We start from the raw sequence: 23096 nt of genomic DNA on the forward strand, positions 1-23096 counted from the left end.
CTGTTCCGCGGCCAATCGATATCGAAGGGCCGTCTTAATTGATTATACTAAAAACTTCCTTGTATTGGAAAATATCACGATTCATCTTGCAAAGTAAACGCCGTGATTATGCTTTTTCTTCAACCAGAGGTTTGGTTTTGACGCTTGTGGGTGATAAGATGAAGTATACGATATATGGAAGTCGAAATTTTGCTATTGGAGATTTTACATAAGAAACGAAGAAGTGCGGAATCGAGTACAGGCCGGGCCGTACGATTAACGATAAAGGAGCAAGAATACAATGGCTAAACCTAAACAAACCAAAAAAGCAGCAGCCTGGTCTCTCGTGGTGATGGGAGCAGGATTTGCTGCATCCCTGCCTTTCCAAGGCGTGCCCGTGGGCAAGTTGCTGGTAGGATCATTTGAAGCGGGACTCGTGGGTGGACTGGCGGACTGGTTCGCAGTTACGGCGCTATTCCGTCACCCGCTGGGTATCCCAATTCCGCATACGGCTTTATTGCCAAAAAATCGGAATAAAATGACCGAAGGTCTGGTCTCCGCAGTAGAGAATAACCTACTCAACAAAGACAGCATTACCGAGAAAATTGCAGATTTCAAAGCAGCAGAGACGGTGCTCGATACATTGACGCGTGAGCTTCACAATGACGGGATCAAGACGATGATTGATACGCTCTGCAAACGAATTCTGGCGGGTCTGCCGTTAGAGCAGATGGCTCCCCTTGTAGCGCGTGAGATCAAGTCACAGGCGGGCGCCTTTGATCTGGGACCGATTCTGGAACGGGCTGCTCACCAGATGACAGAGCGGGGTTATGACGCCAAAGCGTTGGACTACGGACTGAAGCAAGCCGAAGAGTGGCTCGTTAAGCCCGAGACAATTATGTTTTTGGGTGAAAGCGGCATGAAAGCCATCAGCGGTATTCAGATGAACGGGTTGATGCAGTTTGCGATGAATGCATTCCTTGGTTACATGAACGAGGAGCGCCTGGGTGGCATTTTGCAAGGATATCTCTTCGATCGGGTAGAGGATATGAAACGTGAAGGTAGCGCGCTAAGGTACAAAGTGCTGGATCTGGTACGTACCCAGACCGTAAGGCTCGCGATAAGTGATAGTGTGCAAGATGGAATTAACAGCTGGAAGAACAATATGCTGGATGGCTGGAACGCCGAGGAAACCGTGCTGAACAAGCTCACCGAACTGAGAGATAAAGCGCTCGCCGCGATGGAAGATGGACAGTATGTAGATACGTATGCACTGCCTGCCATTGAGCGGGTATTGGTTGATCTGCGGGCAGATCACGAGTTGATGACGGGTATGAATGCCAAGATTGTGGATGGCGTTACTACACTGCTGGAGAAAAACCATTCCAAAATCGGTAAACTGGTGCGCGAAAATGTAGACAAAATGGATAATGCCACTTTGGTTTCGATGATTGAGGATAAGGTTGGACAGGATCTGCAATGGATTCGGATCAACGGAGCCGTTACGGGATTTGTTATCGGTATTGCGCTGACTGCGCTGCAGATGGCATTGGCATAATAGTTCAACATGGCATAAAAAGGGCCGCTCTATCGAAGAGCAGGCTCTTTTTGTCGTGAATCGGAAAAAGCACAATACTCTATAGAATTATGATGCAAAATTCAAGAAATCGGGTAATATACACGCGAACACGCATATGAATCATTTAGGAAGAAAGATACATAAAAACGATGCTCTCAGCCGATGTGGCGATGTTGATTTTGTACTATGATTCAGGTAACACAAGATAAAGGCATGAATGAGTGAATATTCCTGATTCTATGGGTGCACATATACATTGAAATCATAAGAAGAAGGTGATGGGTATGGGGCCAATACAAAAAAGGGTAGGTGTATTCTTTTTAATTGCGCTAGCTATCTTTATTTTGGGAGGTTGTCAGGACATGAAGGAAAGCGAGAAACAGGCACTTTTTCAGGAAGCAGAGACAAAAGCAGTAAACTATTTCAAAGACAAGTATGAGCTCAATGTTGTTATTACCAGCAAGGAGTTACTGCCCGAAATGGCACTTGATTCTATTGCGATGGAAGGGCACGTGGTCGAGCAAGAAGAACAAGAGTTTACCATTTCATATGATTATACCGATAAGAAAATCAAAAATTTTGGTATGAGTCCTGCGATCAAAGCAGCCATTATTGCGAAGGGCTATGATCCTTTTGCCAAGTAGATTGTACTGATTCTTTGGAGGTGAACATAACATGAGCGATACACCACGAATTGATGATGAAACATACCGACTGATGTCGGAACTGGCTTACGAAAATGCTAAAGCAGGCACCGAATATGCGAATCTGCCAGGATGGCAAGTGCTTGAGGATACGCATGGTAACGGTTATTCCGGGTTTGATGCAGTAACTTTCTATAATCCGGAAACGGATCAGGCGGTCATTTCTTACCGGGGAACGGAGGGAAGTGCCGGCTGGGATCGTAAAGGGCTTGATTTTCTGGCGGATGGTCAGATTGCGATCCCGGAACTGGGCAGAAAAATTGAACAGTCTACCGATTTCACACCCGATTGGTTATCAGGTGGCATTCAAAAGGTAAAAGACGTCACCGGACTGACCCATTTGGATAATGCAGTGGGTGAGCTTGATCGACAGCTTGATAAAAAGTTGAATCCTTTTCCGAATCAAATGTATGAAGCAGAAGACTACGCAAAGGATATGCAGAACAAATACAAGAATTTGGACTTCTCCTTGACCGGTCATTCGCTAGGCGGCGGAAATGCCCAGTATGCAGCAGCGCATACGGGAATGACAGCAGTAACCTTCAGTGCGCCATCTGTCATATCCAGCTTGACTCCATCACTGAAACGTAAGGCAGAAGAGGGTGGATTCGATAGTCAGATCACAAATTTCGGTCACCCGGGTGACTTTGTTGCCAGTGGATTCTTTGGTGGATATGATCGCCATGTTGGTTCCATGTATTACATCAACTCCAATTATGAAGACATGAACGGCAGCATGAGCATGTTGGATAAGATCAATAACACCTTTGGTGGAAAGGAATACCACGACCTGAAGCAGTATCAGTTTGAGAATGGTTATATTTCCAATGATCTGTACGACCCTACCACGGGTGAAAAAATCAATAAAACGCCTCGTGAGCCTTCCAATATCATGACGGAGCTTGCAGATATTATGCGTAGTTTTGGAGTGCAGACCAGTAAGATGGTTGCAGGTGTGGGTGCCGTGGGAGGAGTTTCCGGTCTGATTCAGGTAACGCCGGAAGAACTGAAGAGTGTCGCATCCCGGTGGAAGCAAAATGCACAGCAATGTAATGCGGAGCTGAATCAGGTCCGAAGCCGAATGGCTCAATACCTGCATACGAGCCGCAGTCGCAGACTGGAGCCAATTGTCACCCAATTGGACGCGTCCATTCATGAGCTTGGCACATGGCATATGAAACACACCAGCCAGTTCCTGAACTTTATCGATGAGAAGGCGGATGCCTTCCGGCAGGCGGACGAAAGTCCGGTTCATTTTTAATTAGGATTCCTAGGTTAGCGTTGATATCACGTACATAGGGGGAGGGAACACGAGTGGGTGGACAATTGCTGGTGGAATTGAATGATCTTCGGATTGCGGAAAAAGAACTGACACAGCTGCTTGCCCGTCTGCAAGCCGATGAACAGGAAGCGAGGGCGCTATACAGTCGCCTGAATGATTGGAAAGGGCAGTCTGCAGATCATACAAGGCAGCAGATTGAAGAGTTTTTTGCGGGCCTGTCCAGACGTATTCAATCCATCGAACAGCAGAAGAAAAGCTTGCTGCAATACATTGAGATTATGATCCAGACGGATCAGCAACGCTAAAGAGTGGTAAGGCTGATGTCATATTGCGGATGGCAATCAGCGTTAAGATGAGTGTGACAGTGGAGAGGCATTGCTTGAGCGCATAAACCACGGATCGTAAAGAACATGAGTAGTCAATCAAGATCATGATAGCTAAAAAAGCCTATGGCACATCGGGTTTGAACCCGTATGCCATAGGCTTTTTTGTTATCTGAACTCTTCTTAAGTGAGCGTAAATTGCTGCACGTTAGTTCTTAACGTTTTTTGCGACGTGTAGCCAACGCGATCCCCAAGAAGGACAAGATCAGGGCCAGAATGGATACGATCAATGTTGCTTGTTGAAGCTTCAGCGTACCCGGGTCTGTATCCGTGTTGTTCGGCTCACCTGTAACGGTGTCATTGAGTGCATCGCCGAGTGTGGTGTCATCGTTTGCTTTGCTATCGTCGGTAGCTGCATTATCCCCAGCGGCTCCTTCTGTACCTGCACTATCATGTCCATCGTTGGCATGACCTCCACCTGCCGCAGCATTACCAGCAGCAGCTGGATCTTCGCTAATCGTTGTAATACTGTGCGGGTTGGAGTCACTTGGTTGGCCTGTCCATTCTACGATGCTGCCGTCGCTGTAGTATTGGAACGCATCCCAAGCCACTTCAGCTTCAGCCGTTGGGTTCTGTGCAACGAAGTTGAACTGCTGGAATTGTCCTGCCAGAATTCCTTCGTTATCGCCGTCAATTTCCCACGTAATCGATGTTACTTCATTGGAATCGTTCTTCTCGGTGGTGATTTTCCAGCCTGCCAGTGGTTGGTATTGCTTGAATGCAACACCTTCTGGAACTTTCATCGTGATTTTGGTCGTAGGCAGTTCCTTCTCGGATGGAATCTTAATGGTGTACGTCTGCCATGCGCTTGTCTGTGCAACGGATGGGCTAACGGTAACGTGAGCGCTCGCGAATCCGGCGAATAACATGAATGCTGCGGTACCTGTTGCGATAGTGGATGTTAGTTTGGAAATCCATGATGTTTTCTTCAAAATAAATAACCCCTCTCAGTTCTTATCATATATGATGCGGCCCATTTTCTTAAATGAGTGTCTACGTTCTGCAAAGGCCGTTTCGGTTACGAATGGTCTTTCGATCACCGTTATTCCCGGTTTTTTTTGATTCAAATATATAAATTGAACTTAAGATGGTTTACACATGCACTCCGATGACAGAATAACCTTCCAATCGCTGTTATCCCCAGATTTTTCGATTCCCTTCTCTCAAAGGGGAAAATCCGGGGATAGCGTATGCTTCCGATGTAGCTTTCTTTCAGAAAGCTTTTAGGCGACCGCTTCGCTTTTTCAGGTTTTTTCTGTCCTCTCCGTTTCAGTGTAAATAATAGTTCAATTTAAATAGTAATAAGTTGAAATCCCGGAATAAAGGCGAGTGCTACGCTTCTCCAGAATCAATTTCGTTTCCTTCACTACATTTGCAGTTTGTAGAAACACTAATTTTAGATTGGGTCACTTTTCAATCTGAACGTTGTGTAACTATGGCTTGGCGGTGTCGATCTCGAATTCGGCATCTAGTGCATCCAACGTTTTGGTCAGAAGATGTACCTTGATATTCCAGCGTCCAGGCATGGAGATGTAATCTTCAGCCTTGTACACGCCGGTGTCATTTTTCGGAATGGTGATCTCATAGATCCCCATATCCATGTCCAGATGTGTGAGTGACAGGGTGATCTGTTCCAGATCATTGACGATACTACCATCTGCACTTTTGACGTCCACTTCAAATTGGTTCTCTCCCGTTACATTGGGACTCACCTGAAGTGTGATCGCTGAGCCATCTTCTGTAGTCTTTGTCTCCTGATACGGTCCGATTGCTGCTGGTTGCCCCGGAGACAGGTGGGTCAACACGGCAGCCAGAGCGAGAATTACAGCGCCGGTGGCAAGCTCGGCTTTCAGGCTACCGGATAATCTGCTTCCCGTTGCTGCTCTTGCCAGTCTGGCATGACGCCATGCGAAGACAAGCATCACAATTAGCAGGACAATCTTGCCGATCAGGACAAGACCATAGGCTGTAGTGAACAAGGAGGTCAGCACGGGTGCAGGCAGAATAATGAGACTGCTGTATATTCCTGTAGCGACCAGAGCGGCTACGGCGCCAATCCCCCAGGCGGTAAACCTGCGAATGGCAACCCAGTATACTTCTCCTCGAACCTTCGATGGCAGCTTATCCGCCAGTGGAGGCAGACATATCGCCATGGCCGTCAATGCGCCAATCCAGAAAGCGGCACCGATCAGATGCACGAAATCCATGGTAATGGCGAGTCCGCGTTGATCGGCAGCAGCCGGGTGTCCTGTCATGGCATGTGTGAACAACCAGCCGAGCACGAGCACAAGTGAGCCATAGGAAGACCAGATGCGCACACGGATGGAGCGATCCCGATCATATCCAGATAGAATGGTGACTGCCAGCAGCATCACGACCAGCATCTGTACCATCCAGATCTGGCCAAAGGATGTCAGCTTGAGCGCACTTCCGATCAGTCCCCAACTCAGCTCACCCAGCGCCACGCCAGATTCGTATAACGTGTTCAGTGGAAGGCTGACCAGAGCGGCAAAAGAAGCGGCAGCATAGCTGATCCACAACAGTCTGTAGCTCCCCGGAACGTCCATAGGTTCTCTTGTCATGGAAGTCGGAGCGATCCGCAGCAACATGAACGCGAGTGTACCCAGAATGACAGAAAGTCCGAGATACTGAATCCAGTCGGTTAGGGATACGATCCATTTCAGCGGTCCACCTGTTGAACCGGAACCGGATGTAAGATCACTCAGCCCGGCAGGCGATCCGGAAGGTTCACCGATATGGAAAACATACACTCCCTGAATCGGATGCCCATCGGCAGATACAGCCTTCCAGTTGACGGCATATGTTCCGTTGCCAAGTCCGGTCTGCAGGCCAGTCTCCAGAATATGAGGGCGACCCGCATCAATCTGCACCTTTCCATCGTCTGCCTGAGTGCCGTCAGGTCCGGTAATTTTGATATCATAAAAGGCCGTCTGCAAGGATTCGTTGAACTCCAGCGTCAGCCGCTCCGGAGCAGTTACGAGTATCTCGTTCTCTCCAGGCGAAGCCTTAACAATATAAGCATGGGCAGATGCCCACTGTGGCATAACAAGGCAGCACACGAGCATCAGGCAGGTGACTAATGCCCAGTGCCGTTTGCCCCATTTCAGGGTAAAGCTTGTAAAAATCAAAAAATCATCACCCTCAGGTTATAGATTTATAGTCACTCATGGCGTTTGGAACACAATCTAACCCATTATAACTTTGTCCAAAATGACTGCGTATGACTACATTGGGCTATAAAAAAACGATTTGGTCTGCATAATTGTGACAAAAGCATGAATGCTATGACATTCCGCACCTATGCATTCCATTTCGAAGCAGCGAGTTTATTTGCGAAGCTTGCGCCCTGCCAGCCCGCTCTCTAGTGCATAGCGGGTAAGTTGTACCCGATTTTCAAGCTGCAACTTCTGCAAAATGTTTTTCAAATGATTCTTCACCGTCTGGTCGGAAATGCCGAGCTGATCGGCGATCTCCCGATTGGTATATCCTGCGGATACCCATTGCAATATCTCAAGCTCCCGTGCCGTGAGCGGGTTATCTTGCACATCTTCACTGCGTGGCGCGGGAAACTCCTGCAAAATCCGGTAGGCCAGTTCTTTGCTAAGTGGTGCATCGTCACTGACGATGGCGCGCAGGTACTCCAGCCAGGTGGAAGGCGTTAGATTTTTCAGCAAATATCCTTGAGCGCCTTGTTTCAGTGCTTCGAACAGAAAGGTCACATCATCGGATACCGTGACCATAACGATAATAACATAAGGGAAGCGCAGCTTGATCTGACGGGTAGCTTCCAGCCCATCCATGTCAGGCATCTGCACGTCCATCAGGATCAGGTCAGGCATCCATTGTCCGGTTAACTCCAACGCTTCCTGTCCATTCGAAGCTGTACCAATCACTTCAAACAGACTATCCTCGGATAAAATGCTACAGATCGCTTCACGCGCATGCGCATGATCATCAACAACCAATACACGTACATGTTCCATGTTAGGCATGCTCCTTTCCAATCGTCATTCGTGTATGCCCCGGTCTTGAATCGAGGGTAAAAGACCAACCCATCTCGGCAGCACGCTCTTTCGTAATTCGCAGTCCGTACCGATCCTTCAGATGAAGAGGATCTCCACTTAGTCCATTCCCATTATCCTGAATATAAATGAACCAGGCAATCGGGTTACCCTCCGCATGAATCTGTACGCGGGTAGCCTGCGCATGTTTGCGTACATTTAGTAAAGCCTCCCGGATACAGGCCAGCAGTTCCACTTGCTCCTTGGCAGTGAACGTTACACCGCTTAGATCCCAGTGAATCTGTGCACCAGGTACTGTCTCCTTGACGAGCACTTCAACCTGCGCATGCAGTGAGATAATCTCGGGTGCCGCCGTAGAGGAGGGAACATAACGCAACTGGGCAATGGCTTGCCTCACATATGTATTGACTTCATGCACCGTTTTTTGAATCTCCTGGATCTCATGCTCATGTCCGCTTCCGGCCAGACTGCGGCCCGCTTTATCCGTCTTTACCGATAGAAGGAAAAGGGATTGGGATATGCCGTCGTGAAGCTCTCGTGCCAATTGATCTCGGGCTTCCAGTGCGGCTTTGGCAGCCCGCTCTTGCTCCAGAGCAGCCCTGGCGCCTTCAAGCATGCGGAACAATCTGCTGAGCAGAGTCACGCTCACGAGGTAAACGATGACGGGCGTTAACCAGTTTCCGGCATCCATCGAAAGGTACGGCATCAGGAACTGATGGCGAATATATTCCCAGATGCCTACTGTGAATGTGGGGATCAGCAGAATCATCCATTTGATTTGTTTATAGGACATGAATGCAGAACTCCTTTGATCTAGGATTAGCTGAATAACGTACTTTAATTATGCAGGGATGGGACCATTATAACGCAAGCTTGTCCAAGACCCTAGTCTGTGTCTTTGGAGAAACCTGGGGAGGATCAGGGAGTATTTAGAAGGATATCTAAGAACGACAAGGGGTGAAATGTTGTCACGCTAGGTGAGGGTTGGTGTATCCAGCTGAGGAAGGCTGAGTCCGTTTTCCCTATCGGAGAAGGTCCTCTATACTTAATATAGAACGTGAATTCATTACAAAACATGTTAAGGAGTGACGCAACAACATGAGTCAAGAAGTATTGGAACGTCGCAGTGAATTGCTCAAAAAGAACATTCATCAGATGCTTGTTCAAGACAATCAGCACGGTATCAGTCGCCAAGACAACATGTTTTTGCAGCAGATGATTAAAGAGCTGCATCAGACCTCACATGAGATGAATACCAAATCTTAATGTAGAATCTGCACGAGAATGAAGTTGTCTGGTGTACGATTCATTCCATGAAAATGAAAATGGCGCTATCTCCGATCAGACCGGGGATAGCGCTTTGACTTTTTAAGGGGATATAGAAGAAGCTTCGTTCATCTTACAGCAACTGTTGCTGAGCGGTTCTTTTCTCAATATATCGAATGAACAACTCCGCAAGCTCCGGATCGAATTGTGATCCCGAACATGCGCGTAGCTCCCGAATGGCTTCCTTCACATTCTTCGTCTCCTGATACGGGCGTTCTGTCGTCATGGCATCAAAGGAGTCGATGACGGTCAACATCCGGCATAGCCGAGGAATCTCGTTACCCTTCAGACCATAAGGATAGCCTTTGCCATCATAGCGCTCGTGATGCAGCTCAATATAAGGAATCAGATCGGCGAAGCGATCGTTCGTGATCACCATTTTTTTGCCCCAAGTGACATGCCCTTTGATTGTTTCCCATTCTTCTGCGGTGAGCTTGTCCTTCTTGTTCAGAATGGACCAGGGAATCTCCAGTTTGCCGATGTCATGAATTAATGCCCCCAACACGAAACGCCGTTTCTCTGCATTGTCCAGCTTGAGCAATTCACTGATATCCAGTGCGTATTTATAAACCCGTTTGGAATGTTTGAACGTATCCATATCCTTGTATCTGAACAGATTGAGCTGCTGCTCGATGTCACGAACATCCTGTACCAGATCAATCTCGTGCTCCATACCATCATTACTGCCGTGACGGTGCACGTTGTTCTTGCCTTGTTTCTTCGCATAATACAGTGCTTTATCGGCTTGATCCACGAGCTGGGATTTGTTATACATATCCACCTGATAGGGTGCGACGCCGCCCGAGAAGGAGAGACAACCGTGCGGAAACACTTCAACGCCTTCAAACGGTGTATCGTTCAGTTGCTTGCGCAGCTTGTTCATGAACTTGTAGGATTCGTCCAGCTCCATGCCTGGCATGAGCAACGTGAACTCTTCTCCGCCATAACGAAAGGCGGTAACAGGTGTACCTTCCGTCTTTCGCATCAGAAAATCCCCCAGCAGGGCTAACAGGCTGTCACCTTGAAGGTGACCAAACCGGTCATTATACTTTTTGAAATCATCGATATCTAGTAGTCCCAGACAGAGCGGGGTTCCTTGCGTTCGAGCGTTACTCAGTTCACTTTCTAACATGCTTTCGAAATAACTATGGTTGAACAGACCCGTACGTTGATCCGTGTTGGCCTTTTCCTCAATCGTCTGATACATCACGAACAACTGTCTGAATGCATGGGAGAGCAGAATGCTAAGACTCAGATACAACAACAGGCCAAGTACGCCATTGTGCACAACCAGAATGGTCAGGACAAGCGCCAGAATCAGCGTACACAGATAAACCAGCAGGGATTCGGTAACGAATGCCCGCTTCATCTGCTGTAATGCATCCTTCGTCGAGAAATGAAAGAACAAGCCGAGCGTGATCGTGTTAATAATGAAGTAGGCTGCGAGCGCTGCGAAATAAGGAAACAGGTTATATCCATTTAACGTACCCGATTGACCACCCGTCCACTCAAACACGGCAGCTGCTCCTGTAATCATGAGACTGTAGATGCTGAAGTTGACAATGTGTTTCCACCAGGTGAGCTTGCGCTCTTTGATGAGCAGAATGATGGACACTGGGAGCAGCACGGACAGACTGAACGCTCCGCCAAACATGAATATACAGGCAAGGTACACCGATGAGTCCATGGATTGCTGATTGCCTTTGGGTGGAATCTGGAACGTGAAATAATCCAGAATCAACGCCGCACCCAGCATGGTGTAGACCATAACCCAATCAGACGTAGATAGATGAAGATAAGACCATTTGTTCATGTACAGAAAAACACCGATACCGGTGCAGCTAAGCAAAATAACATACAGACTGCTTCGATCTGCCTTATGGATAAGGTTACGAATAAAGTTCATAAAAAATCTCCTGCTTGGGTTTAGTCTACTCTTGATGTGTATATAAATTGAGCTGATAGGTATTAACACTTACACTTCGATGACAGAACAACCTTCCGATCGCTGTTATCCCCAGATTTTTTGATTTCTTTTCCAAAAGGGAAAATCCCGGGATAGCATATGCTTCCGATGTAGCTTTCTTTTAGAAAGCTTTTAGGCGAACGCTTCGCTTCTTCAGGTTATTTCTGTCCTCTCCGTTCTCGTGTAAATGTTCAGTTCAATATATAATTGGTGTTCTTGTATAGAGGTATACTATATAGATGTATAACATATCAAGTTGACTACCAAAAATCCAGAAAGAAAAAACAGGCCGCGGGCAGCCTGTTTGTCTTGTTTGGCGGTATGGATACTAGCCGCCCAGCTTGTATCCCGAAGTTAATGCCACAACGACAGAAGCCACGATGATTGCGTTGATGACAATGCGGGAATATTTCACACCTTCAAATTTTTTCATGGAGGAGACCTCCCTTCCTTGGAGTCTGACTGATCTTCTTCAAGCCTGATGAGTTTTAGCCGGTTGTACAGCCTTTTTATCCCGACTCACCATCATGTACTGGATAAATAGGAATATGCCAACGTTCATGACCACATCACCGATGCTAATCACCTGAGTCCGTGGATAAGGGCTGGACAGTGGGATGATATCACCGAGAAAAGGCAGGTGTGTAGACGCATCCATCATGAAATGCTTCGATATGGCTCCGCCTTCCCGAAGCATGTCTACATAATACGGTCCCAACACAGCGGAAGCTTCCACAGAAACCGGCATGCGCCCACCGTTGACAGCCATCACGGCAAAATTAAGAAAGACCCCAATCCAGATGAGCATGAAACCGGTATGATGCCTGTTGAGCCATAGAAATGCGAGCCCTGTAATGTAGACGGCAGCAAAGAGGTAACCATTGATGGAAGCCACCCATTCGAATCGTTCCTGCAAATAGAAAATAAAGAACTGGATAAGTAGCAACACAGGGAAAATCCAACCACTTCTTAGCTTGAGTGCTGCAAACTGGTTGAGCCCATGCTTCAACCCGCCCCGAAAAAATCCAACGATCAAGCCGAGTAGAATACCGTCATATACCATGAGTAACTCCTGTTCGTGCGGAGATATGCAATGTAATTGCGTGTTTGTGTACATATAGGATTCGACCTTATATTGGTAATTCCTGCATGAGAAAAATGATTTTTTAGAAGAAATTTGCAAAATGCTGAACAAAAAACCGTCTTTACGAATCCAGAGGTCGAAACCCTTGTGAAATTCGGTAAAGACGGCTACTTATGATGCCAAAATACGAGCTTTAATTCGGTTGGAGATGGAATTTATTTTATTCGGAACCACCGTTCAGGTAATTGAAGAAAGGCTGATCCACCCAGAAGTCATACGTCGTAATATCCGCATCAGGCGCCAGCTTCAGGAAGCCTTCACGAATGGCTTTGGCATTCTCTTTCAGAGAGAAGGACTGAGCATAGTAATTGCCAAGCGCAATCTTATTATTGGAAATGACCGGATAGTTTGCCAATGCAGTTGGTGAATAATACAGCGGCTGCCACCAGGAGCTGAGAATCAGTGGAGATGTGCTATCGCTGTTCTTCTTGGCATATTTCAGAACAATGTCGTTGAAGCGAACTTTGTCTGCCACATTGTTGAACTCGAATTGAATGTCATATTCCTTCGCAGAGGCAATATAGTTGCCATTCTCGATCTGTGTCACTTTATAGTCAGGCGTTTCTTTCGGCTCGCCCCATTCCTTCAAATAAATGAAGGCAGATGTCTTCGGCTGGAATTGTACATCAGCATCAATACCTTCGCTACGCAGCAAACCAATTAATTGTACAGCGTGCTGGATATTATCGTGGCCGTAAGTAAGTGTCAGCTCATCGATAAAGTTGGAATCAAAGCGGCTATCCTTTAGATTGTAACCTGTGACGAGATCATCTCGCAGGGCCTGATCCACAATTTTTCTCAGTTCAGGTGACTCGATCAGATCCGCTGTGCGATATGCAGCATACAATTTGGAATAGATGTCTGCATCACCGGAACGTCCAATCTCGTGTTTATATTTTCCTTGGCTGATCAGGACGCGTCCAAGCAAGGTATTAGCGAAATCTTTACTTGCTACGCCACCCTTAAGAAGAGCAGGGTACAAGCTTTCGGGAATCAGACCCGTATCAATCGCTGCAGCGAGTTCCTGTGCGGCTTGTCCCTGAACACGGTTTGGGCTAATGCCAACCTTGGCAAGCGCTTTGGCTGTTTTCTCAGCAGGATATGTATAGGCGAGTTCCTTGAATCCAGCTGCTTTTACCGCGATGAAAACAGCTGCATAGGCGCTCAGTTGATCCTTGGCACGTACTTCTGTACCTGTAAGAACCCCATTATTGTATAAGGATACGGCAGCATCATAGGAAGAATCACCAGAGGCCAGATCCGTAAAGGCTGGAGCCTCAGCTGCACTGTCGCTTGCTTGAGCTGCTGTCGTGATGGATGCAATGGCTTGAATGAAATCACCTTTGGTAATCTGTTGCGGCAATTGAATACTGTATTTCGCTTGCAAGAATTGAGCAAAATCCGCTGCGCTTTCCGTATAAGCAACAGGAGCCTGGGCTACCGGTCCTTTGACACTTTGTGAGGTGGTTGGTTTAGCCGGAGTTGCAGATGCTGCAGAAGCAGAAGCGGGCAAGCTCAGGCTGCCGAGTGTTACCGGAGCGGCGAGCAGGGCCGCCAGTGTGATCTGGGTGATTTTTTTCAAATGAATAGCCTCCTTAGAATGGGTTGGAAAATAATCAGCTTTGGGTTATAATTCTGACAAATCCTATATGAATAGAATAATTGGATTGACTTTAGCACGGAGACGCGCTGTATGTCAACGAAAAAAAAGCTTGATATAGAGCGCTTTCCAGAGCTTGGAAGAAAGCAAATCGTCAATTATATTCTAATTGAGTGTATACGCTCAAAGATTTATTGACAAGGATCGACAGTATCCGCTAGGATAAGAAAAAAGAATGTTGAAAAGGGGTATTTTCAAAATGAAAAGAGGTTTATCGTTCGTCTTATCGATCATCATGTTGGCTATTTTGTTGGCAGCTTGTGGAACTTCGGCTTCAAAAGACGAACAATCCGCCCAAGGCAGTGATTCGGAGAAATCTCTTCGGATGGCCCTCGTACTTCCCGAAAAAATAGGGGTTAACCCTTTCTTTGTACAGATGGATGAAGGCTTCAAAAAAGCAGGCGAAGAATTCAAAGTAGATACCAAGACGATTGAATCAACAGACCCGGCAGCATTTGAACAAAATCTGCGTGCTGCGGTTGCCGAGAATTATGATCTGATTATTACAGCTACTTTCCAGGCAGAAGATGCATTGAAGAAAGTCGCTGCAGAAAATCCGGACAAGTCCTTTGCGATTGTAGATACCACCGTTGATCTGCCTAACGTACGTAGCGTTGGTTTCCGTGAATATGAAGGGGCGTACCTGCTTGGTGCCGCTGCCGGATTGTCCACCAAAACAGATAAAGTCGGCATGATCGCAGCAATGGATGTTCCATTGATCAAGAAATATACGGAAGGTTTCAAAGCGGGATTGGAATCCGTGAATCCAGATGCAGAATTCTTGGTGAACTATGTAGGTGGATTTAATGACCCAGCCAAAGCAAAAGAATTGGCGCTGGTACAATTTGGTAAAGGCGCTGACTTCATCGCTGGCGCATCCGCTGTAGGTGATCTCGGCGTGTTCGAAGCAGCGAAAGAAAAAGGCTTCTATACTTCCGGTCAAGATACGGACCGCACAGTTGAAGACCCGGAACATATCGTATTGTCTCAATTGAAATCAACCGATACGGTTGCTTATGAGACCGTGAAAGATTTCGTAGAAGGCAACTTCAAAGCAGGCGCTGTTAACTACGGTTTGAAAGAAGACGGTGTAGGCCTGACTTACGTTACTCGTGATAGCGAATCTCCGCTGAATGCTTTTGTTGGACAAGAAGTGATCGACCAAGTTAAAGCAATCAACGATGATATCGTATCCGGCAAAATCGTAGTCAAAGATCCATTGCAACAATAGTTTTAAATGTTCTTTTCAATGAATGAGTGATGGAATTGATCAGCCGGCTGCCCGATCAGGCAGCCGGTTTTGCTGCTATTAAATGACCAGTATATGTTCAACTTATCGTTTACACGGTAACGAAGAGGACAGAAATAACCTGAAGAAGCAATGCTAAAAGCTTTCTGAAAGAAAGCTGCTTCGGAAGCATACTCCTCGCCTTTATCACCGGATTTCCCCCTTTATAAAAGGGAATCAAAAAATCTGGGGATAACAGCGATCGGAAGGTTGTTCTGTCATCGTAGTGGCGAGTGTAACCTTATTAAGTTGAACTGAGGGGAGCGAACGCGAGATATGCTGTTGGAGATGGAGCAGATTACGAAGAAGTACGGCGGCTTCACCGCTAACCGTGACATCCGTTTTAATTTGCGTGAGGGAGAGATTCATGCCCTGGTAGGTGAGAACGGAGCCGGGAAAACAACCCTGATGCGCATGCTGTACGGTATGGAACAGCCCACGTCAGGTACAATCAAAGTCCGTGGACGCGAGGTGAGCTTTGCCACGCCGTCCCAGGCGATGGCAAGTGGCATCGGCATGGTGCACCAGCATTTCATGCTGTTCCCTTCCTTTACGGTGGCGGAGAACATCGTGATCGGACGTGAACCGGCTAAGGCAGGTGCATTTGACCGCAAAAAAGCAGCGGCCCAGGTGAACGAGCTTGGCAGACAATATGGCATGCCGGTTGAACCGTGGAAGAAAGTGTCCGAGTGCCCACTTGGCATGCAGCAGCGTGTTGAAATTCTCAAAGTGCTGCATCAGGGCGCAGACATCATTATATTGGATGAACCTTCGGCGGTACTGACTCCGCTTGAAGTGAAGGAACTGCTGGCGAACATGAAATCTCTCGCTAAGCTGGGCAAAACCTTTGTACTGATTACACATAAGCTGCAAGAAGTCATGGATGTAGCCGACCGAATTACGGTGCTTCGGGATGGTCAGGTGACAGGTACCTTGGAAGCCAAGGATACACATGTGGAGGAATTATCTCGTCTGATGGTTGGTCGTGAACTTGTGCGTATGGACAAGCAGCCGTCGGTTCCAGCGGAGGCTGTGCTTCAGGTGGAAGGGGTCAATCTGTCCGGGGCTAAGGATCGTTCGGCGCTCAAGGATATCCACATGGAGGTTCGAAAAGGCGAGGTCGTTGGCATAGCAGGCATCTCGGGTAACGGCCAGTCAGAACTAATTCAGGTCATTGCAGGACTGCGTAAGGCAGACAATGGTCGTGTCTTGCTTTCAGGTCAGGATACTACGAACTGGCCTGTGCGACGCATTCGGGAGCATGGACTTGCTCATATCCCGGAAGATCGCTACATGTGGGGAGCGGCAAAGGACGCAAGCGTTCGTGAGAATGGACTGATGGGACACCATCATCGCCTGCAGTCACGTGGCATTATTAAAGCCAAAGCGGCAAGAACGATGGTAGAGGGCTGGATTAAACAGTTTAGCATCAAGACGGGTTCTGCGGAGACGAAGGCACAGTTTTTATCCGGAGGAAACTTGCAGAAGCTAATTGCTGCCCGTGAATTTGCACAGGATACGCCGTTTCTGATTGCAGCTGAACCGACTCGTGGTGTGGATATTGGAGCCATGGAGACGATCCATGCTGAATTGTTACGCAAACGCAGTGAGGGTGCGGGTATTCTACTCATTTCATCCGAGTTGTCCGAGATTTTGCAATTATCTGATCGGATTATTGTCATGTATGAAGGTGAGATTGCCGGAGAACTGCGAGCAGAGGAAGCGACTGAGGAACAAATCAGCTTGTTAATGGCAGGAGGGAAAGAGCGGATATGAATCGGGTAAAAGAAACACTTCGCGGACTCGTACAGCCGCTGCTTGCCGTATTCATCGGTCTGCTTGCAGGGGCTGTAGCGATTCTGATCGTTGGTGGTAATGTGGTAGATACGTATGCGGAGATGTGGAAAGGGGCCTTCGGCAACTTCTACTTCTTCACCAATACGTTGGCTCGTTCCACACCAATCATCTTGGCGGGGCTTGGCGTAGCATTGGCATTCCGTGCCGGATTTTTCAACATGGGAGCCGAAGGCCAGATGATTCTTGGCGGGCTCAGTGCCGCGCTCACGGCGCTCTATCTGCCAGGACCAGGCTGGTTCGTGTGTATTGCTGCGATTGTGGCTGGTATTGTTGCCGGGGGAATCTGGTCGCTGTTTGCAGGTTGGCTAGATGCTCGATTCGGCATGAACTTGTTGATCACTACTTTACTACTTAATTATATTGCCATTTACTTTGGCGGATACATGGTCTCCTATCCATTCAAGGATCGGACTGGATCTGCAGCAATGGCCCAGACACCGATGATTGATCAGAGTATCTGGTTGCCGAAGTTGTTTCAGGGTATGGGACTGCATGCAGGCTTTATCATTGCCATTGTAGCGGCTATTCTGATCTACTGGTTCACTCACAAAACGGTGACTGGTTACGAGATCCGCATGCTCGGCAGCAACCCGTCCTTTGCAACCTATGGCGGTGTTCGCCGCATCCGCATGATGATGCTGTCCATGGTCATCAGTGGTGGACTTGCTGGACTCGCGGGTGCGGGGGAAGTGCTCGGTACACAGTACCGTTTCCTTGATGGCTCATTGTCATCGGCGAGCTACGCATGGAGCGGCATTATGGCAACGCTGCTTGCCCGCTCGCATCCACTCGGTACAGCTGTGGCAGCTATTTTGCTGGCTGCGCTACAGACAGGTGCCATGGGGATGGAACGGAATACGGATGTGCCTCTGGAAGTCGGCAGTGTCATCCAGGCTGTATTGACGTTATTTGTATCAGCTCAGATCGGTTATTCATTCCTGAAGCGGAGAAAGGAGAAAAAGTCCAATGCAACAACTGTTTGATGCAGCCATGTTTGGCTCAACCTTGCGGATTATGACTCCAATCCTGCTTGCAGCGCTCGGTGGGGCTTTATGTTCTCGTGTCGGTCTGTTTAACGTGGGTCTTGAAGGACTGGTTCTGATCGGTGCATTCTCCGCCATTGTCGGCAATTATCTGTTTGGCAATGTGCTGCTGGCTGTACTCTTTTCCATTATAATTGTGATGTTATTCTCGGCGCTCTTTGCCTTTATAAGCATTAATCTGAAGGCCAACGCCATCGTGGTCGGGATCTCGCTTAACTTCCTGGCTGCGGGGGTGACAACCTTTGCACTGCGTGCGATTTTTGATGTAAAAGGTGCATACTACGACAAAGACATGGTGGGACTTCCCAAGTGGGATATTCCGCTGATCAAGGACATCCCGTGGGTGGGCGATGTATTATCGGGACATAGTCCCCTGGTCTACCTCGGCATTGTGCTCGTAATTGGACTGCAATTCTACCTTTTCAAAAGTGTATCTGGCTTCCGTCTGCGCTCGGTCGGTGAGAACCCGATTGCAGCACAGAGCATCGGGATCAAGGTACGTGGCATCCAGTATGGTGCCGTTCTGATGTGCGGCGTGTTGTGTGCTCTCGCTGGAGCACAGTTGTCGCTCGGTCAGGTAACGATGTTTACCGAAGGTATGACCGCTGGTCGTGGCTTTATCGCGCTGGTGGCAACGATGTTAGGACAAGCGAATCCGCTTGGCGTCATGGGCTCCAGTGTGCTGTTCGGCTTCATGGAAGCATTGAGTATACGTCTGCAAGGATTCTCCCTGCCAACCCATTTCACGTTGATGCTGCCGTATATTGTGACGCTGGTCGCGATGTTCTTTTTCAAAGACCGTACCTATGCACAGGATGCACTGAAAGCGGGCGGAAGCTCGCGTTAATTCCTGAATGCCTATGCTAGAGACAGTAAAAGAAGGAGGGATTCCACTTGCATAACAAGGCTGAACGTTTGAAAAAAAGTAAAAGCCCGGCATCCAAAACAGGCAACGATCACGGAGATCGGCTGCCGCCGGGACAGATGCTGACGGAGAAATTCCCGATTCTGCATGAAGGGGAAGTGCCGGAATATGACCTGTCCACGTGGGATCTGAAGGTATTCGGCGAAGTCGAAGAGGAAAAGGTCTTCTCCCTAGCTGAGTTGCAAGCGATGCCTCAGGTGAATACGGTGAGTGATATTCACTGTGTCACACGCTGGTCGAAATTCGATACGCCGTGGGAAGGGATTCGCTTTTCCGATTTTGTGAAGCTTCTGGGGGTTAAACCGGAAGCAAAATACGTCATGATCCATGCGGATCATGATTATGAGACGAATGTACCGCTCGAAGAGTTGATGCATGATGATGTATTGCTTGCATTCAAATATAACGGCGAGCCACTAACGCCCAAGCATGGTTTTCCGCTGCGTATGGTCGTGCCACAACTCTACTTCTGGAAGAGTGCGAAGTGGATACGTGGACTGGAGTTTATGACAGAAGACCGGAACGGATTCTGGGAAGTGAATGGTTTCCACCATTTTGCCGATCCGTTCAAGGAACAACGATTCTCGGGTGAAGACCTGCCAATTCCGGAAGACGAGTGGACGAAGAAGGAGTTTGATTGAGATGTTGATGCCTATTTTGCAGATTCATTCGGAAGACATGCCGGCATACGCCATCGTCTGTGGCGATCCGGCACGAGCGGAGAAGATTTCCCGCAAGCTGGAGCAGGCGAAAGAACTGGCGTTCAGTCGGGAGTATCGCACGTTTGTTGGTTTGTATGAAGGGGTACAGATGGCTGTAGTCAGCCATGGTGTAGGTTCACCGGGAGCAGCTGTCTGCTTCGAGGAATTGATTCGCGCGGGTGTAACGACTCTGATTCGTGTTGGTACAGCGGGATCGTATACAGCCGATTATCCGGCAGGTAGTGTGATTGTGAGTACAGCCGCTGTTCGATCAGACGGATTGACTCGCCAACTGGTGCCAGATAGTTTCCCTGCGGTAGCGGACATTGGGGTGACACAAGCGTTGATCGAAGCTGCTCGTGAGCAGGAGAGCGCAGATGCTGCAACATTTGCAGGCAAAGTGGGCGTTGGTATCACCGTAACGCTGGATGCGTTCTTTGCAGGCGTGGAAGAGATTCCACACCGCAAGTACAAGCAGGCTGGAGCGCTTGGGGCCGAGATGGAAATTGCGGCCCTCTACATCGTCAGCACCTTGCGCGGTGCTCGCGCCGGAGCGATTGTCGCGATCGATGGATTCGCAGACAGCGATCTGGCTGCCGAGTATGATCCGCATACGGATGCGGTTGGACAAGCGGTGGAGCACGAGATTAATGCAGCGCTACGTGCGCTAGCGGTGCTTGCTCGTCAGGATCAAGCGTAATACGAAGCTAGTAATTTAATCGGTTAAACGTCCAGCTTAGATGTGGACATAAGAAGAGGGCATCCTGTAAGGTCATGAACATGACCAGTGGGATGCCTTTTTTGTGCTTTAACGAGAGTGCATCCACTTAACGAACTCAGCACATCTTATTCGGGCGGAAATCGCAAGTGCGAAATTCTAACGAATCTTATGGAGCTAGAATAAAAAGTGGACACCCGTTAACGGACGGAAGGATAATAAGACTAACGGAGGTGTCCACATGGGAGAACAGCGGCAACGATATAACGAAGAATTCAAGAAACAAACGGTCAAATTCATTCAAGAGCAGACGAAGACACTTGGAGATTTGGCAGAAGAACTCAACATCCCAAAAAGTACGTTGCACCAATGGATGAGTAAGTACCGCGAACTAAAACATGAGCCTGTTGCCAGCGTAGATCGAGTGAAGGAACTGGAAGCAGAGCTTCAAGAGATACGTCGGTTGCTTCAAGAGAAAGAGCACACGCTTGCGGATACACAAGAAGAACTGGCGATTGTAAAAAAAGCAGTGCACATCTTCAGCAAACCAAAGAGCTAAGATTTCAGTTTGTGGAAGACCATCGCTCCGAGTTTTCTTTGGAGAAGATGTGCAGTACCTTTCAAGTCTCACGGAGCGGATATTACAAATGGCGAATGGACCGAACCAGCATGCGGCAGAACCGAAAAGACGAGGTCATGAAGCGTATTCGGTATCATTTTTACGACCACCAGATGCGGTGTGGAAGCCCTAAAATTACGTATCTGCTCCATTTAGAAGGGTTGCGAATCTCTTCCCGTACCGTCAGTATATACATGCGTCAAATGAATCTACGTTCTGTAGTCATGCCCAAATATCGCGTTCAGACGACGGATTCCAAACACAACCATCCCCTTGCGCCAAATACGCTGAATCAGCAATTTAAAACGTCCAAACCGAATACGGTATGGGTTACCGACATCACCTACATTCCTTGCCGAGGAGGTCGTCTATATCTCGCCAGCGTTCTGGATTTGTGCACACGTGAAATTGTAGGCTGGCGTCTATATAACCATATGGAAACCAGTTTGGTGATGGGTGCACTGGAGGAAGCTTACAAGGCCAAACGCCCCGCTCCGGGATTACTCCATCACTCGGATCGCGGCTCTCAATACACGTCAAAAGAATACGTGGAACAACTAAAATCATACGGAATGGAATCAAGCATGAGCCGCCGAGGAAACTGTTATGATAACGCCTGTATTGAGTCATGGCACAGTATTTTAAAGAAGGAACTCATTTACTGCAACCCTCGTTTTAAGACGCCGGAAGAGGCTTATACTGCCATCTACCAGTACATTGAGTTCTATTACAACCGCAAGCGAATGCATGGCGCGCTAGGGTATCTTTCCCCTGCTCGTTTTGCGATGAAATTTACGGACAAATCGGCAGCGTAGTGTCTACTTTTTTGACATAGGTCCATTAGGCACGCTAAAGCCTGGATAGGCCCCTTTTTTCCAACCAATTCGATGAATTACTGTGATATAACGTGTCTGAGATTCGTTACATTTTCATTTCGCCTATATTTGCCCTTATAAGGTGTGTACGATTCGTTAGCTCTGACGCCTGTCTCTCGTGGAGAATGATAATGCAGAAAATGGGCACGTTATATAAAGGAACATCAACATGAATACGAAAAAAAGGGAGGACTCTACGATGACACAGAACAATCAACCTCAGGACGAGGCGGAAATTCGCAACAAGCTGGATGAAGACGGGGATTCCTTGATGGAGAAAAAGAAAATTTTAAGCGGAGTGGACATTGAGCCGCAAGCGGATGAATGGGCAGCGAAGCCATCACCTGTTGCTTTTAATGAAGGAAATGCTTCTTCGAAAAAATAAACAATGAGCATCACATGGGCTTGATGGAATGAAGATAAATTTAGCGAAGCAGGTACCCTTATGGTATCTGCTTTTTGGTTGTATAATAATGTAAAATTCATTGGATGGAAGAGTGATGAGGATGAGTACTGGGACGATTAACATCAGAAAGGCAGAAATGAGGGACTACTCTGGCGTGTCATTGCTGATGGATGAGCTGCACCAGATGCATGTCGAGGCGCGGCCGGATCTATACAGAGCGTTAGAGACCAGAATGGAGAAAAAGGAGTTCTCTGAACTGCTGGAAACGGACAAGCGTTACCTATATGTTGCCGAGTCTTCGGAAACGGGCTTGATTCTGGGTTACGGGAGTGCGCAGTTAAGTGTAATTCAAGATAACCCATTGATGGTGGACCAGAAGATGTTATACATCCATGAACTTGTAGTGGATACCAAGCATCGGGGCCAAGGGACAGGCAAACAGTTACTACAAGCATTCATCGAGCTAGGGAGAGAGCTTCAGGCAGACAGCGTGGAATTATCCGTGTCGACGTTTAACTCTGGCGCACAGGCCTTCTATGAACAGATGGGTCTGGTCGTCCGCAGCAGCAGGATGGAGTATACCTTGTAAGGCGGGACC

The 23096-nt window shown here is 47.9% G+C and carries 22 protein-coding genes; 15 read left to right on the plus strand and 7 right to left on the minus strand.

The features are described 5' to 3' along the window. Positions 1 to 280 precede the first annotated feature (280 nt). The 4 genes from MKX75_RS02095 (at position 281) to MKX75_RS02110 (ending at position 3849) form a co-directional block, all read left to right on the plus strand. Positions 281 to 1537: a DUF445 domain-containing protein gene (locus tag MKX75_RS02095; RefSeq protein WP_145152139.1), complete on the plus strand. Its 1257-nt coding sequence runs from the start codon at positions 281 to 283 to the stop codon at positions 1535 to 1537. Between the two features lie 383 nt (positions 1538 to 1920). Continuing rightward, complete coding sequence (locus MKX75_RS02100) at positions 1921 to 2202, plus strand: hypothetical protein (protein WP_264933461.1); 282 nt, start codon at positions 1921 to 1923, stop codon at positions 2200 to 2202. A gap of 31 nt (positions 2203 to 2233) precedes the next feature. Continuing rightward, positions 2234 to 3523, plus strand: coding sequence for a hypothetical protein (locus MKX75_RS02105; RefSeq protein WP_339168203.1), 1290 nt, complete (start codon positions 2234 to 2236; stop codon positions 3521 to 3523). Positions 3524 to 3576: 53 nt separating this feature from the next. Continuing rightward, the gene (locus tag MKX75_RS02110) at positions 3577 to 3849 is read left to right on the plus strand and encodes a hypothetical protein (protein ID WP_264933465.1); all 273 of its coding nucleotides are present in this window, start codon (positions 3577 to 3579) and stop codon (positions 3847 to 3849) included. 233 nt (positions 3850 to 4082) lie between these two features. On the opposite strand, the gene MKX75_RS02115 is transcribed toward MKX75_RS02110, so the two are convergent. The 4 genes from MKX75_RS02115 to MKX75_RS02130 form a co-directional block, all read right to left on the minus strand. Beyond that, the gene (locus MKX75_RS02115) at positions 4083 to 4859 is read right to left on the minus strand and encodes a YcnI family protein (RefSeq protein ID WP_339168204.1); all 777 of its coding nucleotides are present in this window, start codon (positions 4857 to 4859) and stop codon (positions 4083 to 4085) included. Between the two features lie 501 nt (positions 4860 to 5360). After that, positions 5361 to 7076 carry a copper resistance protein CopC gene (locus MKX75_RS02120; protein ID WP_339168205.1) on the minus strand — a complete coding sequence of 572 codons (1716 nt, stop codon included), beginning with the start codon at positions 7074 to 7076 and terminating at the stop codon, positions 5361 to 5363. Positions 7077 to 7274: 198 nt separating this feature from the next. After that, positions 7275 to 7931, minus strand: a complete 657-nt coding sequence (locus MKX75_RS02125) for a response regulator transcription factor (RefSeq protein ID WP_062837186.1) — start codon at positions 7929 to 7931, stop codon at positions 7275 to 7277. A 1-nt stretch (position 7932) separates the two neighbouring features. Further along, positions 7933 to 8763 (minus strand): histidine kinase, encoded by an 831-nt coding sequence (locus tag MKX75_RS02130; RefSeq protein WP_339168207.1) that lies wholly within the window; start codon positions 8761 to 8763, stop codon positions 7933 to 7935. Between the two features lie 305 nt (positions 8764 to 9068). On the opposite strand from MKX75_RS02130, the gene MKX75_RS02135 reads away from it, so the two are divergent. Beyond that, positions 9069 to 9236 carry a hypothetical protein gene (locus MKX75_RS02135; protein WP_167350943.1) on the plus strand — a complete coding sequence of 56 codons (168 nt, stop codon included), beginning with the start codon at positions 9069 to 9071 and terminating at the stop codon, positions 9234 to 9236. Positions 9237 to 9369: 133 nt separating this feature from the next. On the opposite strand, the gene MKX75_RS02140 is transcribed toward MKX75_RS02135, so the two are convergent. The 3 genes from MKX75_RS02140 to MKX75_RS02150 all read right to left on the minus strand — a co-directional run bounded on the left by MKX75_RS02140 (position 9370) and on the right by MKX75_RS02150 (position 13988). After that, entirely contained in the window at positions 9370 to 11202 is a 1833-nt protein-coding gene (locus tag MKX75_RS02140; protein WP_339168209.1) for a diguanylate cyclase, read from the minus strand. A gap of 532 nt (positions 11203 to 11734) precedes the next feature. Further along, positions 11735 to 12325, minus strand: coding sequence for a DUF5317 domain-containing protein (locus MKX75_RS02145; RefSeq protein WP_339168211.1), 591 nt, complete (start codon positions 12323 to 12325; stop codon positions 11735 to 11737). A gap of 241 nt (positions 12326 to 12566) precedes the next feature. Beyond that, positions 12567 to 13988, minus strand: coding sequence for a hypothetical protein (locus MKX75_RS02150; RefSeq protein ID WP_083679606.1), 1422 nt, complete (start codon positions 13986 to 13988; stop codon positions 12567 to 12569). 277 nt (positions 13989 to 14265) lie between these two features. Between MKX75_RS02150 and MKX75_RS02155 the strand changes: the two genes are divergently transcribed. The 10 genes from MKX75_RS02155 to MKX75_RS02200 all read left to right on the plus strand — a co-directional run bounded on the left by MKX75_RS02155 (position 14266) and on the right by MKX75_RS02200 (position 23087). Continuing rightward, positions 14266 to 15297 (plus strand): BMP family protein, encoded by a 1032-nt coding sequence (locus MKX75_RS02155; RefSeq protein WP_062837191.1) that lies wholly within the window; start codon positions 14266 to 14268, stop codon positions 15295 to 15297. Between the two features lie 333 nt (positions 15298 to 15630). Further along, positions 15631 to 17130: an ABC transporter ATP-binding protein gene (locus MKX75_RS02160; RefSeq protein ID WP_339168213.1), complete on the plus strand. Its 1500-nt coding sequence runs from the start codon at positions 15631 to 15633 to the stop codon at positions 17128 to 17130. Continuing rightward, the gene (locus MKX75_RS02165; RefSeq protein ID WP_062837193.1) at positions 17127 to 18194 is read left to right on the plus strand and encodes an ABC transporter permease; all 1068 of its coding nucleotides are present in this window, start codon (positions 17127 to 17129) and stop codon (positions 18192 to 18194) included. The genes MKX75_RS02160 and MKX75_RS02165 overlap by 4 nt, the downstream gene beginning before the upstream one ends. Beyond that, on the plus strand, positions 18178 to 19101 hold the full coding sequence (locus MKX75_RS02170; RefSeq protein ID WP_076332630.1) for an ABC transporter permease: 924 nt from the start codon (positions 18178 to 18180) through the stop codon (positions 19099 to 19101). The genes MKX75_RS02165 and MKX75_RS02170 overlap by 17 nt, the downstream gene beginning before the upstream one ends. Before the next feature lie 47 nt (positions 19102 to 19148). After that, positions 19149 to 19820 (plus strand): sulfite oxidase-like oxidoreductase, encoded by a 672-nt coding sequence (locus MKX75_RS02175; protein ID WP_062837195.1) that lies wholly within the window; start codon positions 19149 to 19151, stop codon positions 19818 to 19820. A 1-nt stretch (position 19821) separates the two neighbouring features. Then, a complete protein-coding gene (locus tag MKX75_RS02180) occupies positions 19822 to 20580 on the plus strand; it encodes a nucleoside phosphorylase (RefSeq protein WP_339168215.1) in 759 nt (252 codons plus the stop codon). A 259-nt stretch (positions 20581 to 20839) separates the two neighbouring features. Beyond that, positions 20840 to 21157: a transposase gene (locus tag MKX75_RS02185; protein WP_339168216.1), complete on the plus strand. Its 318-nt coding sequence runs from the start codon at positions 20840 to 20842 to the stop codon at positions 21155 to 21157. A gap of 11 nt (positions 21158 to 21168) precedes the next feature. Then, the gene (locus MKX75_RS02190) at positions 21169 to 22032 is read left to right on the plus strand and encodes an IS3 family transposase (protein WP_339168218.1); all 864 of its coding nucleotides are present in this window, start codon (positions 21169 to 21171) and stop codon (positions 22030 to 22032) included. Positions 22033 to 22291: 259 nt separating this feature from the next. After that, on the plus strand, positions 22292 to 22477 hold the full coding sequence (locus tag MKX75_RS02195) for a hypothetical protein (protein ID WP_017691007.1): 186 nt from the start codon (positions 22292 to 22294) through the stop codon (positions 22475 to 22477). A 121-nt stretch (positions 22478 to 22598) separates the two neighbouring features. Then, a complete protein-coding gene (locus MKX75_RS02200; RefSeq protein ID WP_339168220.1) occupies positions 22599 to 23087 on the plus strand; it encodes a GNAT family N-acetyltransferase in 489 nt (162 codons plus the stop codon). The last annotated feature ends 9 nt before the right edge of the window (positions 23088 to 23096 follow it).

This window comes from Paenibacillus sp. FSL R5-0341 (assembly GCF_037975235.1).
Classification (GTDB): domain Bacteria; phylum Bacillota; class Bacilli; order Paenibacillales; family Paenibacillaceae; genus Paenibacillus; species Paenibacillus amylolyticus_A.

Bases quoted from the DNA above. Each gene is read 5' to 3' on its own strand.
- MKX75_RS02095 (WP_145152139.1), top strand. From the start codon at position 281: ATGGCTAAACCTAAACAAACCAAAAAAGCAGCAGCCTGGTCTCTCGTG.
- MKX75_RS02100 (WP_264933461.1), top strand. From the start codon at position 1,921: ATGAAGGAAAGCGAGAAACAGGCACTTTTTCAGGAAGCAGAGACAAAA.
- MKX75_RS02105 (WP_339168203.1), top strand. From the start codon at position 2,234: ATGAGCGATACACCACGAATTGATGATGAAACATACCGACTGATGTCG.
- MKX75_RS02125 (WP_062837186.1), bottom strand. From the start codon at position 7,931: ATGGAACATGTACGTGTATTGGTTGTTGATGATCATGCGCATGCGCGT.
- MKX75_RS02130 (WP_339168207.1), bottom strand. From the start codon at position 8,763: ATGTCCTATAAACAAATCAAATGGATGATTCTGCTGATCCCCACATTC.
- MKX75_RS02135 (WP_167350943.1), top strand. From the start codon at position 9,069: ATGAGTCAAGAAGTATTGGAACGTCGCAGTGAATTGCTCAAAAAGAAC.
- MKX75_RS02140 (WP_339168209.1), bottom strand. From the start codon at position 11,202: ATGAACTTTATTCGTAACCTTATCCATAAGGCAGATCGAAGCAGTCTG.
- MKX75_RS02145 (WP_339168211.1), bottom strand. From the start codon at position 12,325: ATGGTATATGACGGTATTCTACTCGGCTTGATCGTTGGATTTTTTCGG.
- MKX75_RS02155 (WP_062837191.1), top strand. From the start codon at position 14,266: ATGAAAAGAGGTTTATCGTTCGTCTTATCGATCATCATGTTGGCTATT.
- MKX75_RS02160 (WP_339168213.1), top strand. From the start codon at position 15,631: ATGCTGTTGGAGATGGAGCAGATTACGAAGAAGTACGGCGGCTTCACC.
- MKX75_RS02165 (WP_062837193.1), top strand. From the start codon at position 17,127: ATGAATCGGGTAAAAGAAACACTTCGCGGACTCGTACAGCCGCTGCTT.
- MKX75_RS02170 (WP_076332630.1), top strand. From the start codon at position 18,178: ATGCAACAACTGTTTGATGCAGCCATGTTTGGCTCAACCTTGCGGATT.
- MKX75_RS02180 (WP_339168215.1), top strand. From the start codon at position 19,822: ATGTTGATGCCTATTTTGCAGATTCATTCGGAAGACATGCCGGCATAC.
- MKX75_RS02185 (WP_339168216.1), top strand. From the start codon at position 20,840: ATGGGAGAACAGCGGCAACGATATAACGAAGAATTCAAGAAACAAACG.
- MKX75_RS02195 (WP_017691007.1), top strand. From the start codon at position 22,292: ATGACACAGAACAATCAACCTCAGGACGAGGCGGAAATTCGCAACAAG.
- MKX75_RS02200 (WP_339168220.1), top strand. From the start codon at position 22,599: ATGAGTACTGGGACGATTAACATCAGAAAGGCAGAAATGAGGGACTAC.